General features: G+C 36.9%; 10 protein-coding genes. 3 read left to right on the top strand and 7 right to left on the bottom strand.

Annotated elements, in window-relative coordinates; translation table 11 throughout:
- Positions 1-123 precede the first annotated feature (123 nt).
- The 3 genes from FJR09_RS15960 to FJR09_RS15950 all read right to left on the bottom strand — a co-directional run bounded on the left by FJR09_RS15960 (position 124) and on the right by FJR09_RS15950 (position 6,012).
- Positions 124-1,806 carry a serine/threonine-protein kinase gene (locus FJR09_RS15960; protein WP_168652836.1) on the bottom strand — a complete coding sequence of 561 codons (1,683 nt, stop codon included), beginning with the start codon at positions 1,804-1,806 and terminating at the stop codon, positions 124-126.
- 204 nt (positions 1,807-2,010) lie between these two features.
- Positions 2,011-4,374 (bottom strand): 7TM-DISM domain-containing protein, encoded by a 2,364-nt coding sequence (locus tag FJR09_RS15955; RefSeq protein ID WP_168652837.1) that lies wholly within the window; start codon positions 4,372-4,374, stop codon positions 2,011-2,013.
- 33 nt (positions 4,375-4,407) lie between these two features.
- Positions 4,408-6,012, bottom strand: a complete 1,605-nt coding sequence (locus tag FJR09_RS15950) for a peptide ligase PGM1-related protein (RefSeq protein WP_168633853.1) — start codon at positions 6,010-6,012, stop codon at positions 4,408-4,410.
- Positions 6,013-6,295: 283 nt separating this feature from the next.
- Here FJR09_RS15950 and FJR09_RS15945 point away from each other — a divergent pair, with 283 nt between their 5' ends.
- The gene (locus FJR09_RS15945; RefSeq protein ID WP_015078546.1) at positions 6,296-6,553 is read left to right on the top strand and encodes a hypothetical protein; all 258 of its coding nucleotides are present in this window, start codon (positions 6,296-6,298) and stop codon (positions 6,551-6,553) included.
- A gap of 335 nt (positions 6,554-6,888) precedes the next feature.
- Entirely contained in the window at positions 6,889-8,376 is a 1,488-nt protein-coding gene (locus FJR09_RS15940; protein ID WP_015078547.1) for a site-2 protease family protein, read from the top strand.
- A gap of 129 nt (positions 8,377-8,505) precedes the next feature.
- Here FJR09_RS15940 and FJR09_RS15935 read toward each other — a convergent pair whose 3' ends face one another.
- The 3 genes from FJR09_RS15935 to FJR09_RS15925 all read right to left on the bottom strand — a co-directional run bounded on the left by FJR09_RS15935 (position 8,506) and on the right by FJR09_RS15925 (position 10,976).
- Positions 8,506-9,723: a glycoside hydrolase family 10 protein gene (locus FJR09_RS15935; protein WP_168652838.1), complete on the bottom strand. Its 1,218-nt coding sequence runs from the start codon at positions 9,721-9,723 to the stop codon at positions 8,506-8,508.
- A 112-nt stretch (positions 9,724-9,835) separates the two neighbouring features.
- Positions 9,836-10,789 (bottom strand): hypothetical protein, encoded by a 954-nt coding sequence (locus FJR09_RS15930; RefSeq protein WP_015078549.1) that lies wholly within the window; start codon positions 10,787-10,789, stop codon positions 9,836-9,838.
- A complete protein-coding gene (locus FJR09_RS15925) occupies positions 10,743-10,976 on the bottom strand; it encodes a hypothetical protein (RefSeq protein ID WP_041457607.1) in 234 nt (77 codons plus the stop codon). Before FJR09_RS15925 ends, FJR09_RS15930 begins: the two co-directional genes overlap by 47 nt.
- Positions 10,977-11,279: 303 nt before the next feature.
- On the opposite strand from FJR09_RS15925, the gene FJR09_RS15920 reads away from it, so the two are divergent.
- Positions 11,280-11,540, top strand: coding sequence for a type II toxin-antitoxin system Phd/YefM family antitoxin (locus FJR09_RS15920; RefSeq protein ID WP_168652839.1), 261 nt, complete (start codon positions 11,280-11,282; stop codon positions 11,538-11,540).
- Between the two features lie 10 nt (positions 11,541-11,550).
- On the opposite strand, the gene coaBC is transcribed toward FJR09_RS15920, so the two are convergent.
- A complete protein-coding gene (gene coaBC / locus FJR09_RS15915; RefSeq protein ID WP_168652840.1) occupies positions 11,551-12,762 on the bottom strand; it encodes a bifunctional phosphopantothenoylcysteine decarboxylase/phosphopantothenate--cysteine ligase CoaBC in 1,212 nt (403 codons plus the stop codon).
- Positions 12,763-12,795 lie beyond the last annotated feature (33 nt).

Raw genomic sequence — 12,795 nt, 5'->3', positions numbered from 1 at the left:
GGACACTGCGTGAAGGCCAAGCAATCAGCATGAAATCCAACATGAGCGCTGGGTTGCGCTGTCACTTAACCCAACCTACAGAGAATGGACAAGGTATTGTTACTAATACCGAATTTTTAATTGTTATCGCCAACCTAGCCAGCGTAAGCAAGGGACAACTAGGTAATAGCTTATACTCAAGGAAAAACTAATTAAGATACTCACTAAACTAAAAAAACCTATGGGTGAAAATACATCAAGCCCTTGTGGTTGACTGGAAAAATGGAATAAAAGCAGTCCCAATCCTAACCGCACAAGAATGGCTATGAGGTTGGCGCTTCCTAAACCTGCAATGACAGCATAAGCGATTTGATGACTGCGAAGACCTAAGCCGAGGGTTAAGAGGGGAAGTGAGATTAAAATCCATGTGACTAAGCTTTCCGCCGGATTTGGAGTGGTGATGAATTGACAAGCTATCCAGCCTAAACTGTAGCCAATTAAGCCCATTAAAGCTGTGATCAGAAACCGCCGCTTTTGTCCAAAACAGCCTGATAAGGTTAATCCCCAACCTGTTCCCAAACCTGCAAAACCATAAACTATACTTTCTGCGGCTATATAAGGTTGTTTTTGGACTAATGTTGGTAATGGATAGGCTAGTAATTCTAACCAGCGAGCGCCTAAACTGGTATGGTAAGCCAGGACAAAACCAATTATAGTCCCGATTCCCGCGCAGATACTTGTCAGAATCATCACCCAAATAGTCGCCAAACAAGCTAATAAAAATTTATATATTCCCTCAATTATAAATACAGTAGTATTACTTATGAATTGAGTAATATCAGTAATTGATGTTACAACACAATGACCTGCGCTGATCAATAACCCCTTGTGTGGACGTAAAGAAGCAATCTTGATTAATCGCTTATGAATAATAGCTGCATCCGCTGGACGAAATTTCGGATCATCCTGTACCATCTCATCAATTAAATCCGCTAAATCTGATTTAATCTGTCGGTAATTACGCCAGCGTAATTTACCTGTCAGACTATCTTCTAAGTCTGGCGGATACTTACCTGTTAGTAGTTGAATTATAGTCCGTCCTAAAGCATAAAAATCTGCGGCTGGGCCAACATTACCACCGCGAATTTGTTCGTAAGGACTATAACCGGAGGAGTACAAGCGTGTAGATGTGGGATGCGATCGCAAAACTGAACCACTAAATTGTTTAGCTCCGCCAAAATCAATTAGCACCAATTTATCATCCTTCCCAGGGGTTGCGGGTGTAGAAGTACGCAACATTAAATTAGAAGGTTTTATATCTCGGTGAATAATTTGGCGTTGATGTAATTCCTGTAAAATCTGTACAGCTTGAATAAACCAACCTATTACCAAATCTTCGGAACAACCTTGAGGAGAATTTGTTAATACTTCCTCTAAAGTGTAGCCATTGATTTTTTCCATCACCAAACATGGTAATTGATGGGGTTTAGGGTTAACCAAATTAATTTGAAAATATCCGTCAGCATCAACTGTTGGTACGCCAGAGTTACGGAAACTACTTAAAACTTCCGCTTCTTGCTTGAATAATTCCAGCGCCTTGGGTGAGGTTTCTACCAGCACCTTCAGCACTTTTTCTGTCTGTGTCTTTTCATCCCAAATTGTGTAAATTTGGGCAAATCCCCCCGCACCGAGAGGTTTAAGAGAGAAATAGCGATTTAACAGATGCAGCGGTGCGCCACAACTGTTACAGAATTTGTTTCCCCAGGGTTGAGGATAGGGACGTTGACAATGGGGATTTATGCAGTGAACCGAGAAGCAACCGTCCATTAAGGCTTTTAAAGATTAAAATATAAAAATCAATCAATTCTCACAACTACTAATTATCGGCTTTGGAGCATTTAAAATCAAGTTATTAACTATTTTCCAGAATGCTCAACCCATGTTTAATGTTAACACATGATTAGTATAGTGTATTTGTATTGTTAGCGTTAATGTTAATCATTGGAGTATAATTAAGCGGTAAATAAGTTTTTACTGTTCCCAGGGAATAATTACTGTAAATGTTGTTCCTTGTCCTACTTGACTATCTAAGATAATTTTGCCTTTGTGCAAATCTACACATTTTTTCACTATGGATAATCCCAAACCTGTGCCAGAAATCGAACCGACGTTAGAGGCTCTATAAAAAGATGTAAATAAATTAACCTGATCTTTTTCAGGAATACCGATGCCACTATCGGTGATTTTAAAGATCAGTTGGTCATTTTCTTTTGTTAAATTAAAATCAACTAAAGTTTTTCCAGGTGAGTATTTAATGGCATTAGTCAGTAAATTAGTGAGAATCTGATGCAAGAGTTTTTGATCAAAATTAACAATTAGAGAACTGTCTGCAACTCCTGCGCCTAAGTTCCAAGAAAAGTCAATGGTATGGTGCTGACAAGTAGTTTCTATTTTCTCTTTGAGATCATGACAGAAAGCAATTATATCACTTAATTCTGGGTTAAATTCTATTTTTTCAGCTTCGGTGCGGTTGATAGTGAGGACATCGTCTAGAAGTTGAATCATCCGAGTAATAGTTTCTTGGATAGTCTCTAGGTGTCCCTGTTTATTTTCTGAAGTGAGGCGATCGCCAAAGTTTTGTAAAATGCTTGTAGATGAGGAGATAATGGTTAGAGGTGTGCGAAACTCATGGGATGACATTGTCATAAAGCGCGATTTCATTTCGCTAATAGCCTTTTGTTTTTTTAGTGCCTCAATTATCTCATTTTTAGCTTGTTTAATTGGAGATATATCCCTAATAATAGATGCTAAACTAGTGGTTTTTGCTGTTAGCTGATCCTTGATTAATAAAAAATAAGCGATACTATAAATGATTGTTCCTGTTTTCAAGTTACAAAATTTTAATTCTCCTTCCCAACTTCCTATTTCTAATACAGTTGGCAAAATCTGTGATTCAAATAAATTTCGCTCCTCTGGACAAAGATAATCTAATATATTTACTTCTGAATCATAATTTTCACCAATTAAACCGATCATTTTCTTCGCCGCATCATTCATAAAAATTGTTTCTCCATTAAGATTAGTAATAGTAATAAATTCTGAACTATTTTCCACTATCATGGCTAGTTTTTGTTGTTCTGATGCTAGTTTGTTGCGTTCTTTTTTCAGTAAATTAATATGATCGCTTAAAGCTATGGCTAAAAAAAATAATAAGCCAATTACTTCAAGACGAATAAATGCTTCAGTCAATGGATTGACAGATAACCAACCAAGGTAGGTAGCACACAACATAGCTATACCTAATAAAAAGCAGCTAAATGCTAAAATAGCAAATCGAGCCGGAGTAAAACCTTTAGACCAGATGTAGAAACTAGCATAAATCATCACTATAGACATAATTATCAACAACAACATAATAATAATGATGCTATTACGAACAGGAAAATACCAATTAAATAAAGTATATCCCACACTAGTCCAGCGAAACCAATTCATGAGTTTGTAGAGTTGATGACTATAAACACGCACTTGCAAAAATGAGATAAAGAAGCTGGAACAGCCTACTAGAATAATGCATAGAAATATTAATAAAACAGGAATGTTATATCCAGGAAATTCTGGCCATAGATATTGGAAGGCCAAACCATATCTGATAAAAAACTGACCAGTCAGACCAATTAGGAAAAGAACGTAGTATTGGTAAACGACATCTTTTAATAAGCAAACCAGCAGTAAATTTATGATTACAAAACTCAATAAAATCCCATAAAATCCACCCAGTAATAGTTGCTGGGTAGAACTACTTTTATAGTAAGCAAGAGGTGTCCAGAGAATGACATCAATGGCTATAGTTCCCTGACTGGTATATCGCAAATAAATAGTCTTTTCTTCATCTACAGCTAAAGGGAGGATAAATATAAGCTTACGATCTGACAGTTCACGATTAGAAAAAGGCAGTAAGCGACCAATTTGTTTTTTAATCCAGGTATTTCCTTGAGGAATATATAATTCCACCTGATCCACATTATTAGGTGCGCCTTGAAGATACCATTCTGAGGTGACAGTGCTATGATTTTGTAACTTTACCTTAGCCCAAATTGCAGATTTAGAGAAGCCCATATTCGGGATATCTGTATGACTGGGGGTAAATTTTTGTGGCTGTTGACTAACATCTGCTATTGTTAACTGTTGGGTTGGATCTTGGAAAATTTCCAGATATTTCCCTAATTTATATTGTTTTTGTTGATCATGTAATACTACGGTATTGCTTGTTTCTAAGGGATTATTAGTGTTAGTAGGTGGGAACGTTCCCAACAACATTAGCACTCCCATCAGTGATAATAAAAACCATAATAAAATTATAGAATACTTAGGTAAGTTCAGTTGCTTATACATTTTTGATATTTGTAACATAGCACCCTCAAAATTTTAACAACTATATCCATCTCCAGTTAGAGGAAAATTGTCATCAGAAAACATAGCACGATTAGTATAATCGCTGCTAGTTTCTTGATCAAGAACTTCAATAACTTTGTGATAAATGTCTTGGGCTTCCTGGGGAGAATCACCAATACTTGTTAATCCTAATTTACCAAACTGGGAAAGGCAACCCATAAGATGAAATACCGTACCTGTTTCCGTGCCACTATCAAAATGTAGTCTATGGTGGGCGATAATATCCATTAAATCATTAGGTAATAATCCCTGATAACTAGCTTTTTGCAAATTGTCTGTGGCAATATAATATTTTGGTCTACCTTGTTGACTATAAAATAAACCCGTGGATAAATCATAACGACCATTAGTGAGGAATTTTAAAGTCATAAATGGGTGAGTTGTTCCCCCTTTACGAAGGTTAATTTCAATGGCTTGAATATCCCATTTACCATCACCTTTATCAACAGTCACAAAGTCAACTGCAAATCTTTCCAAAGCTCCTTTCTCTGCTAATTTTTTGCCAACTCTTAAACCTAATTCCTGTAACTCACAGCGATAATTTGCATCCGCAGGAAAACGACAACCTATATAAATTTGCCCGTCTGGACCCCCTAAAATTTGGTCATGGGTAGAAATAATTTCTACTTCTCCATTGGGTGTAATTCTGCCTTGAACACTGGGAGAATTTTTGATTTCTCCTTCGATAAAAGCTTCAACAATTGCCCCTAATTCGGGAATGCGTTGGGAAAAATTTGCCCAAGTTTCTTGTAAAGATTGAAAGCGTAAATTTAGAAAGCGATCGCTAATAGCTGCTACCCTGTGAATATGATCAGCTTTTCCCGGTGCAAAATCCATTATTTGTCTTAGATCTAAGAGTGCATTTCCCTCTCCTGAAAACCCTTCATTCAACTTAATTACCATTCTTTGTAATGTGGGTTGACGTTCCCACAAATCAGCCGCAGCATTGGCTAGATCGTTGGTATTTCTGACTAACTCACTACCGTCGGGAAGGGGGACATCACTTTCTTTGAAAATTTGTCTGCTGCCGCTTTTTGTTCCCCAAATTTGTAAATCTGGTGCAGCAGCATATAGAGGTACACCCAACTTTAGAGATAATTCCGATTCCCAAAAAGTAGAATTATAACAGACCATAAAAGCCTTATCTAACCGCAAAGCCTTGTGAATTCTTTCTAATAAGCGAGGACGTTCCAATATTTTTTGACTCAGAGGTTTTAAAGAAGAATCATAAGTAGAAAGTAATAATAACCGATGACGAGCATGAGAAAAAGGAATACCCGGAAGTAATTGCAGATAATAGTCAATAATGCTAGGATGAAGCGGCATTGAAGTCACATAAATCAACCTAGTGCGGGGATTTCGTAACCGCATTAACGAAAAAAGTAACCTTTCCTCATAATGCTCACAGCCTTCCACCTTGAGTAATTCCCGCTGATCTATACTCAAAGAAGGAATAATTAAAATATCCGCTTCACTATTATCGAATAACTCGCTAGTTTTCCAGCGATCGCGTAAAGTTAATTGTAAACTCCGAAATTTATCAACTTCCTGAAAATCATCAATATTTAGTGTCACCATATCCCCATACCCATACTACTTCCTTACCTAATATATACCCCAAGAGAGAGTGCAGATAAAGATTGTAAATGTATCGTTTTGTTAAATATAAAAATCTCCATCTCTTCATTCTCCACCTCTGCGACCTCTGCGCCTCTGCGGTTCGTTAAAAAAAATTACAGTTCACCACACAAACAAATGCCATATTAATTAATAAAAATTTCAGACTAAAGACAGATAAATAAATATTTAATAACTAATATAATTGCGAAATGGAAATAGATAAATATTAAAAAATCCACTTATGGCATCTCCAGAACCATTACATGATACAGAATTAGTAGATTGTGCTAGAGCAAACGCCAACCAGGGAATAGAAACCGCTGCGTGTCAGTGTGGTTATGGGGATGATATTAATACATTTGCTCAAGAATTACGCCAAGCTTGTGAAAAAATGAATTTGCAAGTTAAAGAACTCAAAGAATTGATTACCGATCAGGATATAATGTTAAAACTGGGTGCTGGAGAAATTATTGCCCCTGAAACAGCATCAGAACTTTGATACTGTCCTTTTGTAGCGAATTTTCAAATCATAAAAATTGCACTTTGTCAATTCTTTGACAAAAGAATATTACTTAAAGCCTGATAACTGCGTGTAGTGTCACCACAACATAGCGCAATTTGAGCAGAAAACAAATCAACTTATTTATTGATTTTATCCTCAAAAATGGTAAAATATATAGAAAAACAGACTTGTACTAGTACACAACGGCGTAAGTCAATCAACCATTAAAAATTTGACAAAAGCTTGTGTAATCTGCTTTTTTAATTTTTAATTTTTAATTTTTAATTCCGCACTGCGGTACTAGCTTCGGTCTCAATAGCAAAGGTTTAGAGATGTTGACTTCATCGGAAACTCCTATAATTGCAGCCATTGTGCTGATAGCGTCCGGCATTTTAGGCTGGGGCTTTTATCGCGCCAGACCTTTTGGTAAACTAGGCATCTTAGCCTGGTTACAATCCCTCGTTTTAATGACTCCCTGGCTTTTGTTCTTTGGATTATTTGCCGCTGGGATTTATATCAACATCGTTGGTATCTTATTCTTAGTGGTAGCTTCCGCTGGATTGTATATTTTCCTGGGTAGAAAATTACGGGACGCGGGACAAGATGCTATTCTCAAACAACGGGCAACAGAGCGACTCGCTGCCCAAACTGCAAGCGAAGGTGATAAAGACAGTTCAGTCGTAGTATCAGAACTACAATTAGCACCAACACCCATACCTGAAGCAGATTTAAGCCTAATTAGAGGCATTTTTGGCATTGACACATTTTTTGCCACCGAAACTATTCCCTACCAAGAAGGAGTAGTTTTTAAAGGCAACTTGCGCGGAGAACCAGAAGCCGTTCACAACCGACTGACGAAAACTTTACGAGAACGGTTAGATGATAAATATCGGCTGTTTTTGGTAGAAGATACTGACAGTAAACCTGTGATGATTGTTCTCCCTAGCCGCACAGACCCCCAACGCACCCAGTTAGCACAAAAAGCTTTTGCGGTGATCTTGTTGATAGCAACTATCGCTACCAGCTTAGAAGTGGGGGGTATATTACAGAATTTCGATTTATTCAGTAACCCCGAACGCTTTGCCGAAACCTTACCTATTGCCTTGGGTTTATTGGTAATTTTGATCTCTCACGAAGTGGGACATTGGTTATTAGCACGTCGTCACCAAGTTAAATTAAGTTGGCCATTCTTTTTACCAGCGGTGCAAATTGGTTCTTTTGGGGCAATTACTCGGTTTGAGTCCCTTGTCCCTAGCCGGAATGCTTTATTTGATATTGCTTTGGCTGGACCGGCTTTTGGGGGGATTACTTCCTTACTATTACTGGTAATAGGATTGCTACTGTCCCACCCAGGCAGTTTATTTCAATTACCCAATCAGTTTTTCCAAGGTTCAATTTTAGTCGGTAGCTTGGCACGAGTTGTCCTCGGTTCGGCTTTACAATCTCCGTTGGTGAATATTCATCCTTTGGTAATTGTTGGTTGGTTAGGATTAGTCATTACTGCTTTGAATTTAATGCCCGCTGGACAATTGGACGGGGGGAGAATTGTACAAGCGATTTATGGACGCAAAACCGCAGGGAGAACCACCTTTGCGACGATAGTTTTACTGGCTATCGTATCATTAGGTAATCCTTTGGCGATGTATTGGGCAATTGTGATTTTGTTTTTACAACGGGATTTAGAACGTCCTAGTTTGAATGAAATCAGTGAACCAGATGATGCTAGAGCGGCTTTATGCCTTTTGGCTTTGTTTTTAATGATTGCTACTCTTTTACCTTTGACTCCGGCTTTAGCTGGGCGTTTGGGTATCGGTAGTTAGGAATTTTGGCGTTGCATAGAATTATGTTTCGCGCAAAGGCGCAAAGGAGCAAAGGCGCAAAGTTTATGCTTTTAAATTTTTCACTTTCATCCTTTAATTCTGCAACGCCAGATTTTCTTTACCAATTTTCTACGGTTTCCAGGTTGCTAATAGGTTGGGGTAGTTTGTGGGTGTGGGGAATATTTTTTGCCATGTTTGTTGACGTTGTTGGGGTTTTTCTTGGCTCATGTTCCAGAGGGTTTCGTAGAAGAAGAAGGAAACGCCGGCAAATTTTCTCTCTCGGACTTTTTCTATTTGGGTTTTGATTTGTTCCATAGGAACTGTGCGATTTTTTAACCCACTTAAAATGCCAATGCTGACGGGAATATGAGTTTGGGCTTGTTTGACTTCGGGATATTCTAATTCGCTGATAAAGACGTTTAAATCATTTCGATAAATCTGTAAAACTAAATCTTCAATTATTCCCATTCTTTCCCATTTCTGCCAATCTGCAAGGAAGTATTCGTAGGAAAAACGCTGGGGATTAGGAGCAACGGAAACGATACAATCTTTTTTATTTGCTTTAATTGCTGTAAAGACTCGTTTCATAAAGTCGGTGATTTTGTTCGCTCTCCAATTTACCCATTCTGGATCTTTGAAGTCTGCGGGAGGAAGTTTTCCTTGGTGTTCTTTTTTGTATAATGCTGTGGTGTAGGCATCATATCCTAGTTCTGATGGTAAGCCGAAATGGTCATCAAATTGAATCCCATCAATATTATAGTTTTTGACTATTTCTACTATCAAATCTTGAATAAATTGTTGCACTTCGGGACGAAAGGGATTTAACCAAACTCGGTTATGTGTTCCTTCTTTGACTATTTTTGTGCCATCTCTGCGGTTTGTCAACCAAGTAGGACGATTTTTAGCGAGGAGAGAATCAGCAGGTGCCATAAAGCCAAATTCAAACCAGGGAATTACTGTTAAATTTTGTTTATGTCCCTCGGTGACTATTTCTTTGAGCATATCTCGCTTTTGCAGTCCGGGGGTAGGGTCAACTGCTTTACCAATAACTTTGGCTGCGACTTTACTAGGATAAAGTGTATATCCCCAATTCCAGACGGCGGGATAAACGGTGTTAAAGTTGAGTTGTTGTAATGTTCGTAAACTTTGTTTTAGACGATTACTCTCAAATAAAACGTCACTATCAATATTTGTTAACCATACTCCCCGTAATTCTGTGGATTTAGGAATTTGAGCATTTAAGGGGAATGATAGCATGAAGAATGCAATCATACTCACGGCCATAATAGCTGCTAAAAATCCTAGTTTTTTAGTTTGACGTTCCCATTTTATCAATATTTTTTTCATTAGTTAAGTCTTTGAAAGTCGCGTAATTTTTACATTTATTAATTGTTGTTGGGTTGCGCTTTGCTTAACCCAACCTACAATTACAACTAGAAGATAAGCTGAATATAAATTTCTATTTAATTTCTGTATATATTGCTATTGGTTCTATTACTAAGTCAATTTCTCCTGTCCAAGCTTTCCATACTTCTGTCATATCTATTAATCCTGAAAGACCAGGAAAAGTAATTTTTTCTATTCCTCTTCTCGGTATAAATCCAACTATTGTCATTTCTACATCCCCTGGCATAATATATGCTGATCTAAGTTGATCTCTTGTTATCCGAAGGTGTTCTTGATTTATAGTTCCTATTAGATTTGAATTTCCTATATTAGTATTGACTGTAACAGAACCAATTGAAAATGCTTTGATTATCTCTAATCCAGCTTTTGTAGTTTTCAAATGATTTTCTTCTTCTTTTTTTTGTTGAGTATTCTGCTTAAAACCCTTCTTACTATTTTGGTCAGAATTTGGTAAAAAAAGATTTATTACATTATCATGACTAAATAATTCTATAATAGAATCCCAATCAATAAATCTACAAACTCCAGTTATTTTTATTAACGATGAATATTTTTCTAATTCCTCTATGTCTTTTATTTCTTTTAAAATTCCTTTATTTATTAATATTTCTTCAAATGTTAGATAGCCATAGTCATGTTCAACAATATCTTCAGTGGTAGAATATAAATATTCATCGGATGTAGTATTAACCCCTTTTTTATATCCATCTTTCTGGGTTGTTTTATCTACTGTTTTTCCACTAGCTCCACCTGCATAATTTTTGGGACCAATGCTTATTTCACCTTCTTTACCATCCTCTTGAATTCTTTCCTTATATTCTTCACCTGAACTTTGTGTAGATTTAGTACCTTCATTCTCTGTTAATCTTCTCAGTTGTACTAGACCTCCAAATAATTGAGAAGAATAAGAATGTAATTTTATTTTATCCAAATAAATAAAATGTTTTAAGCTTAAAATCTCATCTTCTTCTATTAAATTTTCTTTTAATTCGAGATCTTCTTGCATTAAAATCCTCCTGACATTTCTGTTGCTCTATTAATGATTCATTTTTCATTGCTTGAACAGCTTCATTAAAATCCAAATGATTTTCACCTTGTTTTTTCATCTCATTAACTATCGTTTGAGATGCCGTAGCTATATACTCAGCTAGTTCTTCTATATCAAGATTTCTATCAAGATCGGAATTGTTCATATTCCAGTAGTATTGACTGGACATCTCCATTATACACTATAGGACTAAATTTACTTCATTATGTACCCTAATTAAATCACTCGCACTTGTATAATGCTTGACATTTATTAAATGATTTACTGAGCTTTTGATAAACAAAAATCTCTATAATCCTAACTTGCTGGGGATAAATACGACGGAAAATGGTCAAAGTTATCTCTTTTCCAGCCTGATAAAAGATAAATTTTTATTATCAATAACTTCAATAACCCAAAGTTTATATTATAGTGTACTTAGGTGTACACAATTTGTCAATTCACCATTATGGACATCCAATCTGTAGGTATTAAAGAATTTCGGGCTAATTTACATAAGTACACACAACAAGCATCTGAACCAATTGCAATTACTTCTCATGGAGTCCCAATAGGTTACTACATACCAACACAACCTACTCCTCAAAAACAAGATTTAATGGCTTTACAAACAGCAGTCCAAAAAATCCAACAATTGCTGGAAACAAGAGGTATTAATGAAGATGAATTATTTGCCGATTTCCAGAATACTAAAGAAAGTACAATATAATTTGATTCGATTAAACAACAAAATCAAACAAATAATGCGCCATTTCCAATTTAGAACAAGTCGGAATTTCTAACTCTCTCCCTTCTTTATCTAAAAACACCGCTTGATTATGATCACTCCCAAAACCACTGTCAACTTTATCAATAGGATTTGCGACAATTGCATCTAATTTCTTTCTTTGCAATTTCTCTTTCGCAGGAGTAATAATATCTCCAGTTTGTGCTGCAAAACCAATTAAATATTGATGGGGTTGTTTACGATTTCCAATTTCAGCGACAATATCTGGTACTGCTGCTAGAGGTAAATTTTCAGGAAGCGATCGCTTGGGCAATTTTTCGCTACTATAATCTCTAGGCTTTACGTCTGCAACTGCGGCTGACATGATAATTATATCTGCATTGGTTAAATGCTTGAACATTACCTGCTGCATTTGGTCTGCACTCACAACCGGAATTGCTTCTACTCCCAAAGGTACATCCCAATTCGCCGGACAATGGACTAATATTACCTTTGCCCCTCTGTGCAGTGCAGCCTGTGCCAATGCTAAACCCATTTTACCAGTGGAGGGATTGCCAATAAATCGCACCGGATCTAAATATTCTCGCGTTCCCCCAGCACTGATTAAAACCTGTTTCCCGGCTAAATCTCTCTTGCCTTGGGTGTGTAATAAAGATTGAATATAAACAAATATTTCGGCGGCTTCTGCCATTCTACCAGCACCAATGCGATCGCACGCCAACAACCCAGAACCTGTTTCCATACCATAAAATCTGCTATCTGTCAATAGATGCTGCCAATTTCTTTGTACTGCTACCTGTTGCCACATATCTGTATTCATGGCAGGTGCTAACAACACCGGACAGGTAGAAGCGAGAACCGTATTTGTTAGCAAATTATCCGCCATTCCATAAGCTAACTTAGCCAAAGTATTAGCAGTTAAAGGCGCAATTACAATTAAATCAGCCCATTCACCTAACTCAATATGCAAAGGACGAGAATAAATGGGCTGCCAGAAATTATCATCTGTATAAGCTTGATGACGGGATAAAGTAGATAAAGTTAAAGGAGTAATAAATTCTTGGGCAGATTTAGTGAGAATAACTCGCACTTCTAGCCCCGATTTGAACAGTGTAGATACCAATTCACAGACTTTATAGGCGGCTATACCACCGCCTACACAGATAATAACCCGTTTAGATTTGAGATTTGTAAATGATGGCATTTTGGGGCAAAATTCCGATTACCTTTGATTTTA

It is taken from the genome of Dolichospermum sp. UHCC 0406 (genome assembly GCF_009712025.1).
Classification (GTDB): Bacteria; Cyanobacteriota; Cyanobacteriia; order Cyanobacteriales; family Nostocaceae; genus Dolichospermum; species Dolichospermum lemmermannii.
This window is presented reverse-complemented; position numbering and strand designations above follow the sequence as displayed.